Annotated in this window: 18 protein-coding genes and 1 pseudogene; 11 read left to right on the top strand and 8 right to left on the bottom strand. The window is 70.3% G+C overall.

What is annotated here, in order from left to right; genetic code table 11:
- Nucleotides 1–34: 34 nt before the first annotated feature.
- The 3 genes from OHA03_RS03020 (at nucleotide 35) to OHA03_RS03010 (ending at nucleotide 2,586) form a co-directional block, all read left to right on the top strand.
- Nucleotides 35–268 carry an acyl carrier protein gene (locus tag OHA03_RS03020; RefSeq protein ID WP_267000429.1) on the top strand — a complete coding sequence of 78 codons (234 nt, stop codon included), beginning with the start codon at nucleotides 35–37 and terminating at the stop codon, nucleotides 266–268.
- An 80-nt stretch (nucleotides 269–348) separates the two neighbouring features.
- On the top strand, nucleotides 349–1,647 hold the full coding sequence (locus tag OHA03_RS03015; protein ID WP_267007916.1) for a beta-ketoacyl synthase: 1,299 nt from the start codon (nucleotides 349–351) through the stop codon (nucleotides 1,645–1,647).
- 21 nt (nucleotides 1,648–1,668) lie between these two features.
- Nucleotides 1,669–2,586 carry an alpha/beta fold hydrolase gene (locus tag OHA03_RS03010; protein ID WP_267000427.1) on the top strand — a complete coding sequence of 306 codons (918 nt, stop codon included), beginning with the start codon at nucleotides 1,669–1,671 and terminating at the stop codon, nucleotides 2,584–2,586.
- A 144-nt stretch (nucleotides 2,587–2,730) separates the two neighbouring features.
- Here the strand turns inward: OHA03_RS03010 and OHA03_RS03005 are convergent, their stop codons facing one another.
- Nucleotides 2,731–5,148 (bottom strand): endonuclease/exonuclease/phosphatase family protein, encoded by a 2,418-nt coding sequence (locus OHA03_RS03005; protein WP_267000425.1) that lies wholly within the window; start codon nucleotides 5,146–5,148, stop codon nucleotides 2,731–2,733.
- Nucleotides 5,149–5,353: 205 nt separating this feature from the next.
- On the opposite strand from OHA03_RS03005, the gene OHA03_RS03000 reads away from it, so the two are divergent.
- The 3 genes and pseudogenes from OHA03_RS03000 to OHA03_RS02990 all read left to right on the top strand — a co-directional run.
- Nucleotides 5,354–6,166, top strand: a complete 813-nt coding sequence (locus OHA03_RS03000; protein WP_267007915.1) for a metalloregulator ArsR/SmtB family transcription factor — start codon at nucleotides 5,354–5,356, stop codon at nucleotides 6,164–6,166.
- A gap of 585 nt (nucleotides 6,167–6,751) precedes the next feature.
- Complete coding sequence (locus OHA03_RS02995; protein ID WP_267000423.1) at nucleotides 6,752–7,927, top strand: RNA-guided endonuclease TnpB family protein; 1,176 nt, start codon at nucleotides 6,752–6,754, stop codon at nucleotides 7,925–7,927.
- Between the two features lie 186 nt (nucleotides 7,928–8,113).
- Nucleotides 8,114–8,692 (top strand): annotated as a pseudogene (locus OHA03_RS02990) (aldo/keto reductase); the annotation flags it as partial.
- A gap of 7 nt (nucleotides 8,693–8,699) precedes the next feature.
- On the opposite strand, the gene OHA03_RS02985 reads toward OHA03_RS02990, so the two are convergent.
- Nucleotides 8,700–9,068, bottom strand: coding sequence for a nuclear transport factor 2 family protein (locus OHA03_RS02985; RefSeq protein ID WP_267000419.1), 369 nt, complete (start codon nucleotides 9,066–9,068; stop codon nucleotides 8,700–8,702).
- A gap of 231 nt (nucleotides 9,069–9,299) precedes the next feature.
- On the opposite strand from OHA03_RS02985, the gene OHA03_RS02980 reads away from it, so the two are divergent.
- Nucleotides 9,300–10,199: a DUF2510 domain-containing protein gene (locus tag OHA03_RS02980; RefSeq protein ID WP_267000417.1), complete on the top strand. Its 900-nt coding sequence runs from the start codon at nucleotides 9,300–9,302 to the stop codon at nucleotides 10,197–10,199.
- A 27-nt stretch (nucleotides 10,200–10,226) separates the two neighbouring features.
- Here the strand turns inward: OHA03_RS02980 and OHA03_RS02975 are convergent, their stop codons facing one another.
- The gene (locus OHA03_RS02975) at nucleotides 10,227–11,108 is read right to left on the bottom strand and encodes a DMT family transporter (RefSeq protein ID WP_267000415.1); all 882 of its coding nucleotides are present in this window, start codon (nucleotides 11,106–11,108) and stop codon (nucleotides 10,227–10,229) included.
- A 124-nt stretch (nucleotides 11,109–11,232) separates the two neighbouring features.
- Here OHA03_RS02975 and OHA03_RS02970 point away from each other — a divergent pair, with 124 nt between their 5' ends.
- Nucleotides 11,233–12,402, top strand: a complete 1,170-nt coding sequence (locus OHA03_RS02970) for a winged helix DNA-binding domain-containing protein (RefSeq protein WP_267000413.1) — start codon at nucleotides 11,233–11,235, stop codon at nucleotides 12,400–12,402.
- Between the two features lie 7 nt (nucleotides 12,403–12,409).
- Here the strand turns inward: OHA03_RS02970 and OHA03_RS02965 are convergent, their stop codons facing one another.
- Together OHA03_RS02965 and OHA03_RS02960 are read right to left on the bottom strand one after the other, a co-directional pair.
- Nucleotides 12,410–12,562, bottom strand: a complete 153-nt coding sequence (locus OHA03_RS02965; RefSeq protein WP_267000411.1) for a hypothetical protein — start codon at nucleotides 12,560–12,562, stop codon at nucleotides 12,410–12,412.
- A 392-nt stretch (nucleotides 12,563–12,954) separates the two neighbouring features.
- A complete protein-coding gene (locus OHA03_RS02960; RefSeq protein WP_267000409.1) occupies nucleotides 12,955–13,797 on the bottom strand; it encodes a response regulator transcription factor in 843 nt (280 codons plus the stop codon).
- A 110-nt stretch (nucleotides 13,798–13,907) separates the two neighbouring features.
- Here OHA03_RS02960 and OHA03_RS02955 point away from each other — a divergent pair, with 110 nt between their 5' ends.
- Both OHA03_RS02955 and OHA03_RS02950 read left to right on the top strand, forming a co-directional pair.
- On the top strand, nucleotides 13,908–15,584 hold the full coding sequence (locus OHA03_RS02955) for an AMP-binding protein (RefSeq protein WP_267000407.1): 1,677 nt from the start codon (nucleotides 13,908–13,910) through the stop codon (nucleotides 15,582–15,584).
- Nucleotides 15,581–17,194 carry an AMP-binding protein gene (locus OHA03_RS02950; RefSeq protein WP_267000405.1) on the top strand — a complete coding sequence of 538 codons (1,614 nt, stop codon included), beginning with the start codon at nucleotides 15,581–15,583 and terminating at the stop codon, nucleotides 17,192–17,194. The genes OHA03_RS02955 and OHA03_RS02950 overlap by 4 nt, the downstream gene beginning before the upstream one ends.
- A 31-nt stretch (nucleotides 17,195–17,225) precedes the next feature.
- Here OHA03_RS02950 and OHA03_RS02945 read toward each other — a convergent pair whose 3' ends face one another.
- The 3 genes from OHA03_RS02945 to OHA03_RS02935 all read right to left on the bottom strand — a co-directional run bounded on the left by OHA03_RS02945 (nucleotide 17,226) and on the right by OHA03_RS02935 (nucleotide 18,888).
- Nucleotides 17,226–17,468: a hypothetical protein gene (locus tag OHA03_RS02945; RefSeq protein ID WP_267000403.1), complete on the bottom strand. Its 243-nt coding sequence runs from the start codon at nucleotides 17,466–17,468 to the stop codon at nucleotides 17,226–17,228.
- A 168-nt stretch (nucleotides 17,469–17,636) separates the two neighbouring features.
- A complete protein-coding gene (locus OHA03_RS02940) occupies nucleotides 17,637–18,143 on the bottom strand; it encodes a GNAT family N-acetyltransferase (protein ID WP_267000401.1) in 507 nt (168 codons plus the stop codon).
- A gap of 28 nt (nucleotides 18,144–18,171) precedes the next feature.
- Entirely contained in the window at nucleotides 18,172–18,888 is a 717-nt protein-coding gene (locus tag OHA03_RS02935) for a hypothetical protein (protein WP_267000399.1), read from the bottom strand.
- Between the two features lie 251 nt (nucleotides 18,889–19,139).
- On the opposite strand from OHA03_RS02935, the gene gcl reads away from it, so the two are divergent.
- Entirely contained in the window at nucleotides 19,140–20,924 is a 1,785-nt protein-coding gene (gene gcl / locus OHA03_RS02930) for a glyoxylate carboligase (protein WP_267000397.1), read from the top strand.
- Nucleotides 20,925–21,006 lie beyond the last annotated feature (82 nt).

Below are 21,006 nucleotides of genomic sequence, written 5' to 3'. Positions count from 1 at the left end.
GGCGTCACCGTGTACGACAGCGGAGGAGTGCCCCATGAGCACAGCGGAAGAGATCAATACCTTGCTGGTGTCGAACTTCGGCACCGATCCCCTGGCGATCGGTCCCGAGGTGCCGCTCCATCAGCTCCGCCTGGACTCACTGGCTCTGGAGGAGCTGCGGCTCCTGATCGAGGACCGGATGGGGGTCGATCTGGACGATGTCCAGCTGACCTCGCGGGACACCTGGGGCCGGCTGGTCGAGACGATCCACGGCAAGGTGGCCGCGTGACAACGCGCCCGGCCACCGAGAGCTTGGTGGCCCGCCCGGTCGCCGGGAGTCGGGTGGCTTGTCCGGGGGACGAGAACGTGATGGCCCGGCCGGCCGGCGAGAGCCAGGTGGCCCGTCCGGTTGCCGCGCGTCGGATCCCGCCGCAGCGGCTGGAGCCGTTCAGTGCCGCCGTCACCGGAATCGGTCTGGTCACCTCCGCCGGCGTGGGCACCGGTGCCACCTGGCGCACCGTGTCCGAGGCAGTCGCCGCGCCCTCCGTCCGGCGGCGGCCCGAACTCACCGATCTGCCCTGCGACTTCATGTACACGATCACCGGCCTCGACACGAAGGCCGTCCTCGGTGTGGCCACGCACCGGCTGATGGACCGCTTCTCGCAGCTCGCCGTCATCGCGGCCCGCGAAGCCGTCGCCGACGCCGGGCTCGACCCCTCGGTCTGGGACAGCGGACGGGTCGCTGTCGTCATCGGCTCCGCACACGGCGGACTGCCCTTCTACGACGAGCAGCACGCCACCCTCGCCGGGCGCGGTGCGCGCCGGGTCTCCCCGAAGCTCGCCCCGCTGACCGTCGTCAACGGCGCCGCCAGCAGCGTCGCCACGGACCTCGGTGCCCGCGGCCCGAGTCAGGCCGTCTCCACCGCCTGCTCCTCCGGCACCGTCGCGATCGGCACCGCCCACCAGATGCTGCGCACCGGCGCCTGCGACATCGTCATCGCGGGCGGCGCCGAATCGGTCTGCTCCCGGCTGCTGATCGCCAGCGCCTGCCAACTGAAGGCCGTCTCCACCCGCTGTGACGACCCCGAGGCGGCCTGCCGCCCGTTCGACACCCACCGCGACGGCTTCGTCGTCGGCGAGGGCGCCGGCCTCCTGGTGCTCGAGCGCCCGGAGCACGCCCGCGCACGCGGCGCCACGGTCCGCGCTCACATCGCCGGATACGGGGCGTCCAGCGACGCGTACTCAGCGGTCGCCCCCGACCCCGAAGGGCTCGGCATCGAACGCGCGCTGCGCACCGCCCTCGCCGACGCCGGGGTCGACGGCGCGGACGTGGGCCATGTCAACGCCCACGGCACCTCGACGGTGGCCAACGACCTCATCGAGGGCACGATGCTCCGCCGGGTACTCGGCGACCATCCCCTCGTCACCTCGACCAAAGCGATGACCGGACACACCCTCGGCGCCGCGGGCGGCATCGAGACGGCACTGACCGTGCTCGCGCTCCAGTGCCAACTCGTGCCACCCACGGTCAATCTCGACGCGCCCGATCCGGCGATCCCCATCGACGTGGTCAGCAAGGAGGCCCGGCCGAGCGTGTTCGACGTCGCCGTCAAGACCTCACTCGGCTTCGGCGGCCACAACGCCGCACTCGTCCTCACCAGGGCCTGACGCAGAAACGGAAGACCCCGCATGCCCGAGGAGACTCTCCGGACGCTGTCGGTGTACGGACTGCGGTACGGCTACCGGCTCCTGCAGCAGCCCGCACCACGCACCGAACCGGTCGTCATCCTCGGCGGTGCACTCCAGGGAATGTTCGGCTGGCCCCAGATGGACAACCACGTGGGTGCAGTCGCCGACGTCGTGACCGCCGACCTGCCCGGGATGGGCGGGGCAGACGCCCTCCCGGCCGTCCCCAGTGCCGGGATCATGCGCTCCGCCCTCACCCGGATCATCGACGACCTGGGTGTGGAGAAGGTCAATCTCTTCGGGTACTCCTACGGCACCTCGATCGCCCTCCAGTGCGCTCAGCGCAACCCGGGCCGCATCGCCCGGCTGATCCTCGGCGGCGTGCCGTCCCACATCGACGACCGCCAACGCGCCCACTGGCGACGGGCCGAGGACCGGCTGAAGGCCGGTGACCTCGAGGGCGCCGCGACCCTGGCCGCCGAGGGGCTGATGTGCCTCGACCCGGACCGCACGGTCCACCGCAGGGAGCTGGCGCTGCGCTACGTACGCCGCTCGCTCCTGCACGCGCTGTGCCGTTCCCCGCATGCTGCGGACTCGGTGTGCCGGGTGCTGGGAGATCCCCCGGACTTCTCCGGCGGCCTTGCCGGCGTACCCGCTCTGGTCTTCGCCGGCGAGCACGACACGGTGAGCTCCCCTGCACAGCAACGGGAGTTCGCCGCCACCATCGAGGGAAGCCGGTTCCTCACCATCACGGAGTCCGACCACTGGGTCGTCCTCGAACGGCCCGACGACGTGGCGGATCTCGTGGCCCGCTTCTTCACCGACCGCCCTCTCGACACCGCCCCGGGGCTCGCCGCACTGCCGCGCCCGCGTCGGGCGGGGCATGGCGCGGCGGCCCCCGGATTCGCCCCGAAGTGTTGAACCGGCCGGTGATTTCGCGGCTCCCGGCTCGACCGCATCGTCGGATCCTCGCACGCTGCGGCCGAGCCGGCGGAGAGCTGTGCGGGGCCGCACAGCTCGTGACGCCCGAATCCCTCCCGATACCCGCCGGGCGGGCCGGTCAGGTCAGTGCTGACCGTGGTCCGGGGCGTTCACGTCCACGCGCACGATCTGCGGGTCGTGGTCGCTCGCCTGGTCGGCGAACTCCGCGTTGATGTGCACCACGTCGTAGTCGAAGCAGCGGACACCGGGGCTGATCAGGATGTGGTCGAGTGTCTGCGAGTTGCCCTCGTACACATAGCTGTACTGCTCGTTCTCCGGCAGTGTCGTGATCAGCGGCTTGAGCGTCCTGCCGTCGGTCAGCGCAGCCATCGTCGGCGAGAACGCGAAGTCGTTGAGGTCGCCGAGCGTGATGACCTGCGCCGACTTGTCCGCCGCCAGCAGCGACTTGACGAAGGTGTTGACCTCCGTCGCCTGCTTCACGCGCTTCGTCTCCGAGCTGCGCGTCGGCTCCTGGTAGCGCCCGTGCAGGGGCTGGTCGCCGCCCTTGGAGGCGAAGTGGTTGCCGATGACGAACACCGGCTTCCCGTGGAAGCGGAACTCACCGACCAGCGGCTTGCGGCTGTCGTCCCAGGCGTCGCTGGTCGGGGCGATCCGGCCGGGCGAGGCCGACAGGGTGACGCCCTTCTTCGTCTTCACGGCCGTCACCGCAGTGGTCGCGTCGCCGCCCGGGCGGTCCACGAAGTCGACCCGCTCGGGGTTGAAGAGGAAGACGTTACGGATGTTGCCGCCGGGCTCGCCGCCGTCCTTGCCGTTCTCGGGGGCGATGTAGCGCCACGCGTACTGCGGGCCACCCGCCGCGACGATCGCGTCGGTGAACCGCTTGAGCGTCGCGTCGGATCCGACCGTGCCGTCGTTCACCGCACCGTTGTCGTCCTGGATCTCCTCCAGCGACACGATGTCGGGCGAGGAGAGGTTGACCGCGACACCCGCGGCGAGGGTGTCGAACTTGCCCTGCTCGTCGAGCGCGTCCAGGTTCTCCACGTTGTACGTGGCGACCGCGAGCTCCTCGCCCTTCTGCTTCCGGGTGACCTCGCGCCGCAGGTGGTGGTCGGTGAGCGTGCCGAGCTCGGTGGCCTGGAGGTTGTAGCCGCCGAAGGAGTCGTAGTCCAGGACACCGGTAGTGGTGCCGGACAGCACGTCGCCCACGTTCGCGACGGGGACCGGGCTGGTGGTGTCGAGCGACATCACCTTGATGCGGCCGGTGTTCTGGTCGGTGTACGAGGAGTACAGCGTGCCGCCGCGCCGGGACGGGTTCTCGTTCGGCTTGATGGTCACCCAGACCTCGTGGTACGCGGTCGTCGCGCCCGTGACCCGGGTGTCGGCGATCTTGACGCGGGTGCCTTCGAGCGACTCGTAGAGGTCGAGGGCGTACGTCGCCGGGTCGAGGGCCAGCGCGTCGATCGATCCGCCGTCCGCCGACGGGACGTACGCGTCCGGTACCGAGGCGGCGTCGAGCACGACCGGCGCGGGCAGCGCGTTGCCCGACGACAGGACCGTGACCCTGGGGGCGGTGATCTCGGTGATCGACTGGGTGGTGGTCGACGGGTAGTACTCGTCCACCTTGCCGCTGACCAGCACCGAGTCGCCCACGGCGACGGCCGGTGCGGCGGAGCCGGTGAAGACGAAGACCCCTTCGCCCGTACGGGGGTCCGCGTCGGGCGTGGCGTCCTGGATCCAGAAGCCGCGCGAACCGCTGGTCCGCACACCGGTGACGATGCCGGGGACGCCGGTCACCGACTGGCCGTCCAGCGGCGAGACGCGGGTGGTGCCCTGGATGTCGTGCACCCGCACGGTGCCGGGCTCGGTCGGGTCGCCCGGGTCGCCCGGTCCCGCACCGCCCGACGTCTCACCGGCCGCGTTGACCGGTGTCGGGGCCCCCGCGGACAGGTCGGCAGCATTGTCGTCGGTGTCGGCGAGCGATGCGGCGCGCGCCACGGAGGCGGTGGCGGAGGTACCCGTCACCGGCCCGCTGCCCTCGCGTACCACCGCGGAGCCGTAGCCGACGAGGTCCACGATGCGGGTGTCGGCTGCGCAGTCGGCCGCGGTCTTGCAGGTCAGCGGGGTGGTGCCCGAGACGAGGGCGACGGTGCCGCTGGTCGCGGACATCGCGACGGTGCCGGTGGCGTCCGGGGTCGGCAGAGCGACGGTGCCGCCGGTGCCCGCGGCCTGGGCGACCAGGTAGCGGCCGCCGGGGGCGACGGATCCGGTCAGCGCGGAGACCTGCCACAAGGAACCGGCGGACGGCGAGCCCGGCAGGTACTGGACGCTGAAGCCGGACAGGTCGTACGCGGAGGAGCCGGCGTTGGCCAGCTCGATGAAGTCGCGGGTGAGCGTCGCACCCGAGTTGCCCCCGCCGCCGTACACCTCGGAGATCACGGCGGTCGAGGACGGCGCCGCGAAGGCGGCAGGCAGAGCGGTCGCCGAGAGGGTCACGGCGACCGCGCCGGCCAGCAGGACGGAACGCGGTCTGGATATGTGCACGGTGAGCTGCCCCTCAGAGTGTGATGAGAGGCCACAAGCTATGCGCGTAGAACCGGCGATGACAAGGCATCAGAGGTTAATTCCAGAAATCGTTCCACCGCCCTGGTCTCCGGTCGTCCGCCCGTCACTCGATGGGCAACCAAAAGGTTGCCTATAGTGCGACAGGGGCCAGGAGATCGGAGAGGCGATGGCGACCGCGGTGGCGATGGACGCGATATTCAAGGCGCTCGCCGATCCGAGCCGTCGCCGGCTCCTCGACCGGCTCGACGCGCGCGGCGGGCAGACTCTGCGCGAGCTGAGCGGAGGGCTCGCCATGAGCCGGCAGGCGGTGAGCAAGCATCTGGCGGTCCTGGAGTCCGCCCTGCTGGTCACCACCGTCCGCAGGGGCCGCGAGAAGCTCCACCACCTCAACCCGGTGACCGTCCGGGAAGTCGCCGACCGCTGGATCGGCCGGTACGAGCGCGGCCGTACGACCGTCCCGTCCCATCTCGAACGCACACCGGAAGGAAGTCCGGTCATGGACAAGCCCGAGTTCGTCTACGTCACGTACATCCAGACCACGGCGGAGAAGCTCTACCAGGCGCTGATCGACCCCGAGTTCATCAAGATCTACATGGGCGGTTACGGCCCCGAGTCGACCTGGGAGGTCGGCGCGCCGGTCCGCTGGAGGATGGACCCGGAGGGCGAGTTCGAAGAGGTGGGCCAGCGGGTCCTGGAGGCGGAGCCCGGCAAGCGCCTCTCGTACACCTGGCACACCCTGCAGCCCATGCACCGCGAGATGTTCGGTCTCATGTCGGACGAGGAGTGGGCCGAGGCGGTCAAGGAGCGGTCAAAGGTCACGTTCGACATCGAGCCCGCCGAGGAGGCCGCGATGGGCGTCAAGCTGACCATTACGCACGATGGCTTCGACAGTCCGGACAGCAAGATGCTGGAGGGTGTCAGCGGCGGCTGGATCATGATCCTCTCGACGCTCAAGACCCTGCTGGAGGGCGGCAGGTTCGTCTCCGACCAGGGATAGCGCGCGGCCGGCGGGTCGCGTAGGAGGCATGATCGCGCGAGAGCGGGCGGAATGTCCTGATGGCGTCGCAATGCGGCCAGCGGCCGGTCTTTCTCGCCCTCAGGGGTGGGGGCGATCCTGGGCCTCGCCGTCTGCTCTCAGCAGGCGCAAACTGTCGCCGGTGCGAAGCCCGACGGAAAGCTGTCCTTCGGTGCACCGTCGCCCTGCATCAAGCTCGTGACAGCGGACTTAAGCTGGGCCGCGGCGTTGAGGGAAGACTTGCCCTTCACTATTTCGCGGTGGCCCAGTCGGAGCGGAGATCGTCGCGCAGGACGGCGACGCGTGGATTGACGCGTACTACGTCAAGCTGTCGTCCTCGGCGGGGAGTTCGCTCGGTTGTGTGGGCGTAGGCGGCCTCTGCACTTGCTGTTTCACCTGCTGTGTCCGGCCTCGGGCGCGGCTCCCTGGGTGCAAGGTGCGCACAAGGCGCGCAGAATGTGATGCTCTATGGTCTCGATATCGGCGCGAGAATGGCTTGCAGGGGCACTGTTTGCCAGTTCTGATCTTGTCGTACGGCCGTCGACCGGTTGTCGTACGGTCGTGTGTGTGCAGCTTCGTTACGCGTTTCGGATCGAGCCCGGCCCAGGGCAGCGTGTTGCGCTCGGTCGGGCGTTCGGCTGTGCGCGGACGGTGTTCAACGACTGTCTACGGGCACGGCGGGATGCGTATCGGCGGGGCGCACCGTATCCGACGTCGGCTGTGCTGTCGAAGCGGTTCATCACCGAGGCGAAGCAGACCCCTGAGCGATCCTGGCTCGGCGAAGTGTCGTCGGTAGTGCTCCAGCAGGCGTTGCGGGATCTGGATACGGCGTACCGGAATTTCTTTGCGAGCCTCAAGGGCACCCGCAAGAGTCTGAAGATCAGCGAACCGAGGTTCAAGTCGAAGCGGGACAGTCGCCAGTGTGTGCGGTTCACCGCGAACGCCCGCTGGTCGATCACGGTGGACGGGAAGCTGAATCTTCCGAAGATCGGCCCGGTGCGGGTCCGCTGGTCACGTGCCCTGCCGTCGGTACCGTCGACGGTGACGGTGATCAAGGATGCGGCAGGCCGGTACTGGGCCAGCTTCGTTGTGGAAACGGACCCGGCCGACGAGACCCTCTCCCCGCTCGACCGGGACCAGGGCATCGACCTCGGGCTGACCCACTTCGCCGTCATGGCTGACGGCTCCCGCGTTCGCTCGCCCCGGTTTCTGCGCCGGGCGGAGAAGAAACTCAAACGCGAGCAGCGGAACCTGTCCCGTAAGAAGAAGGGGTCGAAGAACCGGACCAAGCAGCGAGTCAAGGTCGCGCGGGCTCATGCGGAGGTGGCGGATGCGCGCCGGGATTCTCACCACAAGCTGTCCACGAAGCTGATCGTCGAGAACCAAGCGGTCAGTGTGGAGAGCCTGAGTGTGAAGGGCCTGGCGCGCACGCGGCTGGCGAAGTCCGTGCACGACGCAGGCTGGGCCAGTTTCGTGACCATGTTGGAGTACAAGGCGTCCCGGTATGGGCGCACCCTGACCAAGGTCGACCGGGCCTTCCCCTCCTCCCAGATCTGCTCCGCCTGCGGACACCGCGACGGACCCAAACCCCTGCACGTCCGTGCCTGGACGTGCTCTGCGTGCGGCGCCCGGCATGACCGGGACCACAACGCGGGCCACAACATCAGAACCGAGGGACGGCGCATCCGCGCCGCCCAACAAGCGGTACTACCCACCCCCGGGCCGGGGGCCTCGCGCCGGTAATCACGCGAGTAAAGGCCTGCGGAGCACAGATAAGACCAGGGATTCGTCCCGGCACAGTGCGCAACCCCCACCCACGGGTGGGAAGGAACCAGGAACCCGACTCAAGGCAATCCGCACACGCGGACGCCAGGGAGAGAATCCCCCACACTCATGTGGGGGAGGAGGCCAAATCGGTACGTCCACCTCGAACCGTCCGCGATCGTCGAGGGCCAGTGGATCGCGGAGCGCCGCGGCCGCGAACGCGTCGTGGCCGAGCAGCCCCCGTACTCCCTGCTCGCCCGCGGCATCGAACGCGAGGTGCTGCCCGTCGCCCAGCGGTACGGACTGGCGGTGCTCTCCTGGAGCCCGCTCGCCGGCGGCTGGCTGACCGGTCGCTACCGCAAGGGGGCCGGCCAGCCCGTCTCCAGCCGCGCCGAACGGCAGGCGGAGCGCTTCGACATCGCGTCCCCGGAGAACAGTGCCAAGCTCGACGCCGCCGAAGCCCTCGCCCGGCTGGCCGAGGACGCCGGGCTGACCCTCGTACAGCTGGCCCTGGCGTTCGTCCTGGAGCACCCGGCGGTCACCTCCGCCATCATCGGCCCGCGGACCTTCGAACAGCTGGCGGGCCAGCTCGGCGCGGACCGGGTGCGGCTGAGCCGGGACGTCCTCGACCAGATCGACAAGATCGTGCCGCCCGGCACCAACCTGTCGGTCCGCGACGCCGGTTACCAACCGGTCGCGCTGTCCGACCCCGCGCTGCGCCGCCGGCCGGCCCGGGCCGCGTAGCGGCCGCTCAGGCGCCGGGGACCCGGTCCAGGAAGCCGCTGACGGAGCTGATGCGCCCGTCGTCGTCGAGGGTGATGACATCGGACCCGGCGGCGGGCGCCGAGCCATCGGCGGTGGAGACCAGGTCCCAGCTGAAACGGACGATGCCGTGGTGCCCGTCGGGGGTGCCGGTCAGCTTGAACTCGAAACCGGGGAACTGCTGACGGGCACCACTGATCGCGGCGGCGAGCCCGTCGTGGCCGCGCACGTCGGCCAGCGGGTCGGTGTAGGTGGCGTCCTCGGTGAACGCAGCGGCGACGGCCTTGGCGAGGTCCTCGGGGGTCGCCGCGTTCCAGGCGACGAAGTAGCGCTGGACGGCGTCCTCGTATGCGGTCATCGTGCTGTCCTCTCGTCATGTCCCGGCCGCTCGGCCGAGCTCCTGTGCTGCTCGTGAGGAACACGATGTCCGACGGGGGAAAATGCGTCGATTACCTCTCAGGTCATGGTCGACAGCTCCCCGGTCACGGTCGGACGGTCCTCGGGCGGGAGTCCCGGGCGGAAGGGGCGTGGCCGAATTCGGTGAAGCGGTTTCATCTGATTTTCACGGAGGGCCTCTACGGTGGACGTCGTGACCGAGATGAGCCCTCCCGGCTGGCATACGGACCCCGGGTATACAGGAACAGGCCCCGTCCAGGAACGCTGGTGGGACGGGAGCCGGTGGACCGATCAGCTCCGCATGCCGCCCGCGGCCGTCCGGCGCCGCCGGATCCGGATCGGGGTCGGCGTCACCGCCGGCGTGGTGGTGCTCGCCGCGATCGCGGGTGGCGTCCTGATGCTGACCGACGACTCCGGCCGTACGAAGAACACCTCCTCCGGTGCCGCGTCGCCCTCGCCCGGTCTCCCCGGCGGGCAGAACGGCCAGGGTGGTCCTGGCGGCGGTGGCCGGAGCCAGGCGCCCGACCAGCAGCAACCGCAGCAGCCGCCGTCCGAGGACGGCTATGTGACGGACGTGATGAGCGGCGTCAGCCTTCCGGTGCCGGACGGCTGGAAGGGGCAGTCGGCCACGATCGGTGCGTCGGTGAGCACCGGCACGTACACCTGCCCGGCCGACACCTCGCAGAAGTGCGAGCGCGGCGGAGTGTTCGCCGCCCCGGCCCAGGCGCTGAAGATCACGGCGAGGACGGCGGAGGCGGCAGCCAAGGCGGACATCGCCGTCAACGCCAAGGAGTCCTACGGCGGCAAGGCCTACGGCGCCATCAGCTCGCATCAGGAGCTCAAGTCCGAGCCGGTCACCGTCGCGGGCCAGAAGGGCTATCTGGTGCGCTGGAAGGTGGTCACGAAGAAGGGCGACGACGGGTACGTGCAGTCGCTGGTCCTCCCGTCCCCGCACTCCGCGGACATGCTGGTCGTCGTGCGCTCCGGCTTCGACATCAGCTCCAAGGCGCCCGCTCTCTCGGTGATGGACGAGATCACGAAGGGCATCAAGGCCGCTTCCGGTACCGGGTCGGGATCCGGGCAGACCGCCTGAGGAGCTTCGCCGCCCGGCAGGCGGGCGTCACTTCACGCGGGTGCCGCGCGACGGCGGTACGGCGTTGCCGGATGCGAGCGGCGAGCGGGCCAGTTGGACGCAGCCCCGGGCGATCAGGGTGAGCGCGACCAGTTCGGGGAGCAGCCACCAACCGGTTCGCAGATACTCGCCGAACAGGGTCACGCCGTACAGGATGCTGATCACCGCGTCGCCCAGCGTCAGCATCGGCTGTACCGCGACCAGGGTGCCCGCCTGCAGGGCGTTCTGAAGGAGGAACAGCGAACCCACCCCGGCGGCGGCGGTGGCGTACAGTTGCCAGGACGTCATGAGCGCGGCCGCTCCGCCGCCGTCGCCGAGCCGCCCCATGGCGTCCTTCATGAGGGCCGCGGTGAGCGCGTACCCGCACGCGGCGGCCAGACCGAGCAGCGCCCCACGAGGGTTGCCCCGGGTGGACCGTGCTCCGCCGATCAGCGCCGCCTCGAAGATCCCGGTCATGATCAGCGCCGGGATCCACGCCTCGTCCTGTACCGAGGAACTGCCGCCGCCCGGTGCGGCGGAGACCATGCCGAGGGCCAGTCCGAACGTCACGGCAGCCACCCCGTACCAGACCCCACGGGGCACCCGGATCCGCATCACGAACCCGGCCAGCAGCAGCGTCGCCGGCAGCTCGATGACGAAGATCGGCTGGACCACCGAGATCGGCCCGGTGGCCAGCGCGGTGGCCTGGCAGACGGCGGCGACGATCACCAGGCCGATCCCGGCCAGCCACACCTTCTGGCGCACCAGATGGCCGATCAGCGACAGATGCATCGCCTCGGTGTCGGGTACCGAGCGGGCGGCGCGGCGTTGCAGCACGGAGGCGGCGCCGTTGCTGAGTGCGGTCAGGACGGCGAACAGGACACTGATCACCGGACCATGATGCAAGCGGCCCGCCCACAATCCCGGGTCCTGCCGTCCTCGGGTGCGGCGGCCCGGGAGAGGGATGCACAATTGCGGACCGAAGATGTCCGCAAGCCCGCGTAGCGTGCCGTTCATGGCCGCGAAGACGCACCCCGCCGCACCCGCCTCGCCCCCCGTGCTCGCGCCCCGCGCACTGGGCCGTGCCACCCTGGCGCGCCAACTGCTCCTGAGCCGGAGCCCGATGTCCGCGAAGGACGCCGTCGGACATCTCGTCGGGCTCCAGGCACAGAACACCAAGCCGCCCTACTACCAGCTCCTCGCCCGGCTCGAAGGCTTCGAGTCGGCCGAACTCTCCGGGCTGATGGAGTCCCGCGAGGTGGTCCGTATCGTCACCCTGCGGTCCACCATCCACACCCACACCGCCGACGACGCGCTCACCCTGCGCCCGCTGGTCCAGCCGGCCCGCGACCGGGAGCTGAAGATGTTCCGCAACGGACTCGTCGGTGTGGATCCGGACCGGCTCGCAGCGCTCGGCAGAGAGCTTGTCGAGGAACGGCCCCGTACCCCGAAGGAGATCCGCGAGGCGCTGCTCGCCGAGTGGCCGGACGCCGCCCCCCAGGCCCTGACCGTGGCAGCCCGCTGCGTCCTGCCCCTGGTCCAGGTCACCCCGCGCGGGCTGTGGGGCCGCAGCGGCCAGGTCGCGCTGACCACCGCGGAGCACTGGCTCGGCCGGCCGGCGGAGCCGACGCCCGCACCCGACGCGACCGTGCTGCGCTACCTCGGGGCGTTCGGCCCCGCCTCCGTGAAGGACATGCAGATGTGGGCGGGGCTGACCCGGCTGCGGGAAGCCTTCGAACGGCTGCGGCCGCAGCTGATCACCTTCCGCGACGAGAACGGCGTCGAGCTCTTCGACCTGCCGGACGCCCCCCGCCCCGACGCGGACACTCCCGCCCCGCCGCGCTTCCTGCCCGAGTTCGACAACGTGCTGCTCGGCCACGCCGACCGTACGCGCGTCATCCCGCTCCAGTACCGGGGACGCAACGGGAACGGCAACCAGGCGTACGGAACCGTGCTGGTCGACGGGTTCCTCGCCGCGATCTGGCGACTCGGCGTGCCCGGCACGAAATCCGGCGGGAAGCCCGGCGGCGAAGGGATCGTCACCGTGCAGGCGCTGGGGAAGCTCAGCCGGGCCGAGCGCGACGCCGTCACGGAGGAGGGGCTGCGGATGCTCGCCACGACGGCGCCCACGCAGGCACCCGCGCACGAGATCCGGTTCGCGCCGTTCATCGACTTCGGGCAGTGAACCGGGTTCAGTCGGCTCGGCCCGTCGCGGCCACCGTCCACAGATCACCGCGCGCGGGCCGTTCAGGCGACGCCTGGACGGCCCCCAGCTTCATCTCCTTGCGGTGCCGGAACGCCTGCACCGTTCCTTGGGCAGTGAGCAGGAGAGAGTCCTGGCTCACCGGTACGCCCCGAACGGTGTTGGGCGCACTGGTCCTCCGCTTTCGCGTCCTGGTCGGCGACGCATATCCCGTATGCGGTCCGTCCCGGGCGGGCGGAATCCCTACGACCTGGCCATGTGGGTGTGGCCAGAGGCGACGGGGAGGCCCCGAACCATCTCGCTGGTGACGCGGGGGCCCCGACTGCTGACGCCACACCCGGCGTCCCAGATCGCACCGAGAACGTTACGCACGCCCCGCCGGGTATACCCGCAGATCCACACCGCACACCCAATCGTGCCGATCTTCGCCAAAGCGCCTTGCGCGCCCAGCAGTTGTGAACGCCCAGGAAGACCAGATACGCCGCACCCGCCAGCTTCACCGCCAGTGGCCACGGCTGACGTCAGGCGCGCGAGTTATGGCAGCAGCCCCGCCCGGCGCGCGGCGACCACGGCTTCCAGCCGGGTGTGCGCCCCCAGCTTCCGCATCGCCGAGCGCAGATAGCCCTTCACCGTCTCCGGTCGAAGGCCCAGCCGGCCGGCTGCCACGGCGTTGGTCGCACCCGCCGCCACACAGGCGAGGACATCGACCTCGCGCGGCGCCAGCAGCACCTCACGGCCGTGTGGCTCCTGCGCCCCGGACGCCGAGGCCAGCCGCGCGCACACCGAGAGCAGCTCCTCGCGCAGCGCCGGGTCGGCCACCTTGGGGGCGAGCGCGCGCAGTTCGCGGTGCGCCTCGCGGACGTCCTCCCAGGCCCCCGGAGCGGCCCGGGGGTCCGTCACCTGGTCCCGCGTGACGGACAGGAGCTGCTGCACCTCGTCCCGTACGACAAGGGCCTGTTCCACGTCGCGGGCCGCCGCGACTGCCGCGTCGAACGTACGGTCCCCGAGGGTGAGCGGCTCACGCAGCGCTCCGTACAGCACGCCCCGTACCCTCCGGCGTACGACGACGGGCACCGCGACCACCGAGCGCAGGCCCTCCGCGGCGACCGCGGTGTCGTACTCGTGGCTGATGTGCCGCGACGACGGGTAGTCGGTCACCGCGCACGGCCGCGACAGGGCGATCGACTTGCCGCCCAGCCCGCTGCCGGCCGATATGACGAGCCCGCGCAGCGCGGTGGTCTGCGCACCATTGAGCTCCACGATCCTGGCGTGGCGCGGGTCCGAGAGCAGTCCGCCGAACGTGACGGGCAGTCCGCTCGTCCGGCGCAGCCGCAGCAGCGCCGCTTGCATCTCGACCGTATCGACCGGTTCCGGCACGCTGTCGCCTCTCCGCCCCGCCCTCTGTACCCCCGTTCGGGGGTGGTGAGACCTGGGTCACTGTTTTCATGATGTTAAGTGACCGGTCCGGTCCGCAATGAGGAGGGCACATGTCGGCAACGAGCGCGACGGAAACGTTTCGGGCCGCCCGGGACTTTCTGCTGCAGCACCGCGAGGACTACGCGGCGGCCTACGAGGGCTTCCGCTGGCCCCGGGCCGACCATTTCAACTGGGCGCTGGACTGGTTCGACGTCATCGCCGAGAACAACGACCGCACCGCCCTGCACATCGTGGAGGAGGACGGCCGGCGCACCGAGGCGTCCTTCGCCCGGATGTCCGCCCGGTCCAACCAGGCGGCGAACTGGCTGCGTGCCCAGGGGGTAGGCGCCGGGGACCGGATCCTCGTCATGCTCGGCAACCAGATCGAGCTGTGGGAGACGGCCCTCGCCGCGATGAAGCTGCGCGCCGTCGTCATCCCCGCCACGCCGCTCCTCGGCCCCGTCGACCTGCGCGACCGGGTGGACCGCGGCCGGGTCCGGCACGTGATCGTGCGGGACGCGGACGCCACCAAGTTCGACGAGGTGCCCGGTGACTACACCCGGCTCGCGGTCGGCGACGAGGTCGAGGGCTGGCATTCGTACAGCGGCGCCGACGAGCAGCCGGAGAGCTTCGAGGCGGACCGGGAGACCGACGCCGACGAACCGCTGATGCTGTACTTCACGTCCGGCACGACCGCCAGTCCCAAGCTGGTCGAGCACACCCATGTCTCGTACCCGGTTGGCCACCTGTCGACGATGTACTGGATCGGCCTCAGGCCCGGAGACGTCCATCTCAACATCTCCTCGCCGGGCTGGGCCAAGCACGCCTGGTCGAACCTCTTCGCGCCGTGGAGCGCCGAGGCGACCGTCTTCATCTTCAACTACACCCGGTTCGACGCGGGCCGGCTGATGGCCGAGATGGACCGCTCGGGCGTCACCAGCTTCTGCGCCCCGCCCACCGTCTGGCGGATGCTGATCCAGGCCGACCTCTCCCAGCTGAGGACCCCGCCGCGCGAGGTCGTCGCGGCGGGCGAGCCGCTGAACCCCGAGGTCATCGAGACGGTCCGGCGCGCGTGGGGCGTCACCATCCGGGACGGCTTCGGCCAGACCGAGACCGCCGTCCAGGTCGCCAACACCCCCGGCCAGCTGCTGAAGTCCGGTTCCATGGGGCGGCCGAGCCCCGGCTTCAAGGTCGAGCTCCTCGACCCGGTCACCGGCCGGCCCGGCGCGACGGAGGGCGAGATCTCCCTCGATCTGTCGGACCGTCCGGTCGGCCTGATGACCGGATACCACGGCGACCCGGACCGTACCGCCGAGGCGATGGCGGGCGGCTACTACCGCACCGGCGACATCGGCTCCCGCGACGAGGACGGCTACATCACCTATGTCGGCCGCGCCGACGACGTCTTCAAAGCATCCGACTACAAGATCTCGCCGTTCGAGCTGGAGAGTGCCCTGCTGGAGCACGAGGCGGTCGCCGAGGCTGCGGTCGTGCCCGCGCCCGACCCGGTTCGGCTCGCGGTCCCGAAGGCGTACGTCGTGCTCGCGGAGGGCTGGGAGCCCGGACCGGACACCGCGAAGGTGCTGTTCGCGCACTCGAGGGCGGTGCTGGCCCCGTACAAGCGGATCCGCCGGCTGGAATTCGCCGAACTGCCGAAGACCGTGTCCGGCAAGATCCGCCGGATCGAGCTGCGCGAGCGTACTGCCGAGGGAGTCGGCACCGAATTCGACGAGGGGGACCTGCGATGAGCGGACGGACCGGCCTTTCCTACGCGCACGGCACCGGCACCACGGCCCTGCTCGGCGACACCATCGGGCGCAATCTCGACCGGGCGATCGCGGCGTACCCGGAGCGCGAGGCGCTTGTCGACGTCGCCTCGGGGCGACGTTGGACGTACGCGGAATTCGGCGCCGCCGTCGACGAGTTGGCGCGCGCTCTGATGGGCTCCGGAGTGGCGAAGGGCGACCGCGTCGGCATCTGGGCGATCAACTGCCCCGAGTGGGTGCTCGTCCAGTACGCCACCGCCCGCATCGGCGCCGTCATGGTCAACATCAACCCGGCCTACCGGGCGCACGAGCTGGAGTATGTCCTCGGCCAGGCCGGGATCTCCCTCCTGATCTCCTCGCTCGCCCACCGCACCAGCGACTACCGCGCCCTCGTCGGCCAGATCCGGGCCAATTGCCCCGCCCTGCGCGCCGTGCACTACATCGGCGATCCGTCCTGGGACGAGCTGACGGCAGCGGCCGCAGCCGTCACCGCCGAACAGCTGGCGGCCAGAGAGGCCGAGCTGTCCTGCGACGACCCGATCAACATCCAGTACACCTCGGGCACGACGGGCTTCCCCAAGGGCGCCACCCTCTCGCACCACAACATCCTCAACAACGGCTATTTCGTCGGGGAGATGGTCGCCTACACGGAACAGGACCGGGTCTGTCTGCCCGTTCCCTTCTACCACTGCTTCGGCATGGTGATGGGCAACCTCGGCATCACCTCGCACGGCGCCTGCATCGTGATCCCGGCCCCCGCCTTCGAGCCCGCCGCCGTCCTCGCGGCGGTCCAGACGGAGCGCTGCACCTCGCTCTACGGCGTCCCCACCATGTTCATCGCGGAGCTGAACCATCCGGACTTCGCCTCGTACGACCTCTCCTCGCTGCGCACCGGGATCATGGCCGGATCACCCTGCCCGGTCGAGGTGATGAAGCGGGTCGTCGCCGAGATGCACATGGACGAGGTGTCCATCTGCTACGGCATGACGGAGACCTCCCCGGTCTCCACCCAGACCCGCCGCGACGACGACCTGGAGCGCCGCACCGGCACGGTCGGCCGGGTGATGCCGCACATCGAGGTGAAGGTCGTCGATCCGGCGACGGGCGTGACCCTGGAGCGCGGCGCGGCGGGCGAGCTCTGCACCCGTGGCTACAGCGTGATGCTCGGCTACTGGGAGCAGCCCGAGCGGACCGCGGAAGTGATCGACGCGGGGCGCTGGATGCACACCGGTGACCTCGCGGTGATGCGCGAGGACGGCTACGTGCAGATCGTCGGCCGCATCAAGGACATGATCATCCGTGGTGGCGAGAACGTGTACCCGCGGGAGATCGAGGAGTTCCTCTACGGCCATCCGAAGATTGCCGACGTGCAGGTGGTGGGCGTACCGGACGAGACGTACGGCGAGGAGATCCTGGCCTGCGTCATCCCCCGGGACCCGGCGCAGCCGCCGACCCTGGAAGAGGTGACGGAGTACTGCCGCGAGCAGCTGGCGCACTACAAGATCCCGCGACGGCTGCAGATCCTGGAGACCTTCCCGATGACGGTGAGCGGGAAGGTCCGGAAGATCGAACTGCGGGAGAACTACGGGTAGGGCCCGGTGGGAGCGGCGCCGACGGGCGCTGTCAGGCGGCTTCGATGATGTCGCCGGCAGCGCCCCGAGTGGCCGCCGCCCATTCGACGAGCAGGACCTCGTAGGCCGCGGACTCCACGGAGGACCAGTCCTGGCCGGCTCGTGCGTCCACGAGCGCACGAATCGCCTCGTTCGCCTCGACGGCGGACGGGTGGGTCGGCTGTGCGGACTGTGCGACGTTCTGTGCGGTGTTCCGCGGGGCGAATGGTGGTGAGAGCCGTGGAGTTAAGACCATGCGCACCACTCTACGGCCGCCCACTGACAGCGACCGAACATTTGTGGCCGCAGGGCCGAACGTGACCGATTGCACTCGCTGTTGCCGGCCGGTTCCGCTGCGGCGTCGGGGCGCGGGACCCGGCCGGCACCGGGGCCCGCGCGGAAGTACCCGAATCGTGTCGCCGTGTCAGAGTTCGCGTCGCATGCAGACCCTCGGCCAGCGGTCCAGGCCGTGTTCGGCCTCCTCCGCCCTGATCTTCCGCAGGCCGTCGGTGAGTTCGGCCTCCGTGAGCGTGCGGAAGCCGAGGCGTGTGTAGTACGGCGCGTTCCACGGGACGTGCGAGAAGGTGGTGAGGGTGAGGGCTTCGAGCCGCTGTTCGCCCGCCCAGAGGGCGAGGTGGTCGATGAGCGCGCTGCCGACGCCGCGCCGGGCGGCGGACGGATGGACCGAGACCTGCTCGACATGGGCCGCGCCGTCGACCGGATCGGCGATCAGGTAGCCGATCGGACGGTCGTCGGTGTCCGCGGCCACCCAGGCGCGGCCGGCCCTGCGGTATTCGTCCAGCAGGTCGAGAGGCGGCGGGTCGTCGTCCGCGACGGCGGACATGGCGAGGGTGCGGAAGGGTTCGCCGGCGGCGCGCTCGATCTCCTGGAGCAGCGGAAGGTCGGAGCGGCGGGCGGGACGGATGCGCATGCCGCCAGTATGGCGGTCGGCACGGCGGTCAGGCGCCGGTGGAGAGCAGTTCGTCCGCCGGGCCGTTGACCGGCTGTGGGGTCCCGGTGAGGTCCATCACGAAGAGCGGGATGCAGAGACCGTCCGCCCGCGCCCTGGCGTCCTGCGCATAGCCCGCCAGTGAGAAGAAGACGCTGGTCACCGAGGCGTTCAAGCCGTTCAGCCAGAGACATTCGACATCGCGCAGGGTGGTCGGCCGGGTGGTCGAGTCGACCTGGGCGATCAGCCCGGCGGCGCGCAGATCGATCCGGGAGGCGGGGCGTTCCGCGGGCTGTACGACGTCGCGATAGCCCAGCCACCGCAGGTACATCGCGGCGGCGGTGACCGCGTCGCGGCCGGTACGGATCGTCATCGGCCGGAACGCCGGGCGGGGCGCCGCCGCCGCCGTCCGCGGCAGCGGGATATGGGTGGGCAGGGCCCCGGCGACCGGGCCGGGCGCGGACTCCGTGGCCGGGCGGACCGGGATCCGCAGCACGGTCCCGCACGGGCAGCACAGTTCCGGCTGCGGCCACTGGTCGTGGCGTCCGCAGGTGCGGCAGCGCACGGTGACCCAGTCCTCGCTCCAGGTGCGGTGGGTGATCGGTTCGACCGCCCCGCCGCGCAGCACGGGCGGGGCGATGGGGGTCCCGCACGGGCACGGGTAGACCGGTGTGAGGTAGGCGTGATCGCGGCCGCAGGCCGGGCAGCGTACCGGCACGGACTCCACTGTGGTCTCCCTCCGGCGCCCCCCGGCGCCGCCCCGGGGCCTCCGCGCCCCGTCTCCCCTGTGCTCCGTCCCCATGGTCCACCAAGAGCGAGGCGCGGGGGAGCGACTTGGCGGATTCATCGGTCTTGACGGCCACTCGGCCGCAGCTTAGATTGCTTCCGTATAGCAGAAACAAACTTTCGTAATGCGGAATAGGTGCTCTCAGGTGGCGCGACAGAGCCCGACTCCACACGTCCGAGCAGGAGTACTCCATGCCTCGAATGACCGCTGCCCGAGCGGCAGTTGAGATCCTCAAGCTGGAAGGCGTCACCAACGCGTTCGGCGTGCCGGGCGCAGCGATCAACCCGTTCTACGCGGCGCTGAAGGCCGGCGGCGGCATCGACCACACGCTCGCCCGCCATGTCGAGGGCGCGTCCCACATGGCCGAGGGCTACACCCGGAGCAGGGCAGGGAACATCGGCGTCTGCATCGGTACGTCGGGGCCCGCCGGGACCGACATGATCACCGGGCTGTACTCGGCGATCGCCGACTCCGTTCCGATCCTCTGCATCACCGGCCAGGCACCGGTGGCCAAGCTTCACAAGGAGGACTTCCAGGCCGTCGACATCGCCTCGATCGCCAAGCCGGTGACCAAGGCCGCGACGACCGTGCTGGAGGCCGCGCAGGTGCCCGGCGTCTTTCAGCAGGCCTTCCATCTGATGCGGTCGGGCCGCCCCGGCCCGGTCCTCATCGACCTGCCGATCGACGTCCAGCTGACGGAGATCGAATTCGACCCGGAGACGTACCAGCCGCTGCCCGTCTACAAGCCGGCCGCGTCCCGCGCCCAGATCGAGAAGGCGATCGGGCTTCTGCTCGCATCCGAGCGCCCGGTGATCGTCGCCGGTGGCGGCATCATCAACGCCGATGCCTGCGAACTCCTCGTCGAGTTCGCCGAGCTGACGGGCACCCCGGTCATCCCGACCCTGATGGGCTGGGGCATCCTCGCCGACGACCACGAGTTGAACGCCGGCATGGTCGGCCTGCAGACCTCGCACCGCTACGGCAACGCGAACTTCCTGGAGTCGGACTTCGTCCTGGGCATCGGCAACCGCTGGGCCAACCGGCACACCGGCGACCTGGCCGTCTACACCAAGGGCCGCACGTTCGTCCACGTCGACATCGAGCCCACCCAGCTCGGCAGGATTTTCGCGCCGGACCTGGGTATCGCCTCCGACGCCAAGGCCGCGCTGGAGCTCTTCGTCGAGGTGGCGAAGGAGCTCAAGGCCGCCGGCCGGCTGCCGGACCGCAGCGCGTGGGCCGCCTCCACCCAGGAGCGCAAGGCCCGGCTGCAGCGACGTACCCACTTCGACAACGTGCCGCTGAAGCCGCAGCGCGTGTACGAGGAGATGAACCGCGCCTTCGGACCGGAGACGCGCTACGTCACCACGATCGGCCTCTCCCAGATCGCCGGCGCGCAGATGCTGCACGTCTACAAGCCGCGCCACTGGATCAACTGCGGCCAGGCCGGCCCGCTCGGCTGGACCATTCCGGCCGCGCTGGGCGTCGCCACCGCCGACCCCGAGGGCCAGGTGGTCGCGCTCTCCGGTGACTACGACTTCCAGTTCATGCTGGAGGAGCTGGCGGTCGGCGCACAGCACAACATCCCGTACGTCCATGTCCTGGTGAACAACTCCTATCTGGGGCTGATCCGCCAGGCGCAGCGCAACCTGGACATCAACTTCCAGGTCAACCTGGAGTTCGAGAACATCAACTCCCCGGAGCTGGGCGTCTACGGCGTCGACCACGTCAAGGTCGTCGAGGGCCTGGGCTGCAAGGCGATCCGGGTCACCGAGCCGGACCAGCTGCTGTCCGCGTTCGAGGAGGCCAAGAAGCTGGCCGCCGAGTTCCGCGTCCCGGTGGTCGTCGAGGCGATCCTGGAGCGCGTCACCAACATCTCGATGGGCGCCGCGGGTATCGACGCCATCAACGAGTGGGAGGACATCGCCACCGAGCCGGGCCACGCCCCGACCTCGATCCGCCCGTTCGTCGCGAGCTGACGGCCCTCTCTTCTGCCGCCTGTGTGGGGGCGGACCACCGGAACCCGGTGGTCCGCCCCCACACGTGTGTCCAGGCCCCGCG

It is taken from the genome of Streptomyces sp. NBC_00154 (genome assembly GCF_026342835.1).
Taxonomy (GTDB): Bacteria; Actinomycetota; Actinomycetes; order Streptomycetales; family Streptomycetaceae; genus Streptomyces.
This window is presented reverse-complemented; position numbering and strand designations above follow the sequence as displayed.

Coding starts and splice junctions, on each gene's coding strand:
- OHA03_RS02950 (WP_267000405.1), top strand. CDS start 15,581: ATGAGCGGACGGACCGGCCTTTCCTACGCGCACGGCACCGGCACCACG.
- OHA03_RS03015 (WP_267007916.1), top strand. CDS start 349: ATGGCCCGGCCGGCCGGCGAGAGCCAGGTGGCCCGTCCGGTTGCCGCG.
- OHA03_RS02940 (WP_267000401.1), bottom strand. CDS start 18,143: ATGCGCATCCGTCCCGCCCGCCGCTCCGACCTTCCGCTGCTCCAGGAG.
- OHA03_RS03020 (WP_267000429.1), top strand. CDS start 35: ATGAGCACAGCGGAAGAGATCAATACCTTGCTGGTGTCGAACTTCGGC.
- OHA03_RS02945 (WP_267000403.1), bottom strand. CDS start 17,468: ATGGTCTTAACTCCACGGCTCTCACCACCATTCGCCCCGCGGAACACC.
- OHA03_RS02955 (WP_267000407.1), top strand. CDS start 13,908: ATGTCGGCAACGAGCGCGACGGAAACGTTTCGGGCCGCCCGGGACTTT.
- OHA03_RS03000 (WP_267007915.1), top strand. CDS start 5,354: ATGGACGCGATATTCAAGGCGCTCGCCGATCCGAGCCGTCGCCGGCTC.
- gcl (WP_267000397.1), top strand. CDS start 19,140: ATGCCTCGAATGACCGCTGCCCGAGCGGCAGTTGAGATCCTCAAGCTG.
- OHA03_RS02970 (WP_267000413.1), top strand. CDS start 11,233: ATGGCCGCGAAGACGCACCCCGCCGCACCCGCCTCGCCCCCCGTGCTC.
- OHA03_RS02985 (WP_267000419.1), bottom strand. CDS start 9,068: ATGACCGCATACGAGGACGCCGTCCAGCGCTACTTCGTCGCCTGGAAC.
- OHA03_RS03010 (WP_267000427.1), top strand. CDS start 1,669: ATGCCCGAGGAGACTCTCCGGACGCTGTCGGTGTACGGACTGCGGTAC.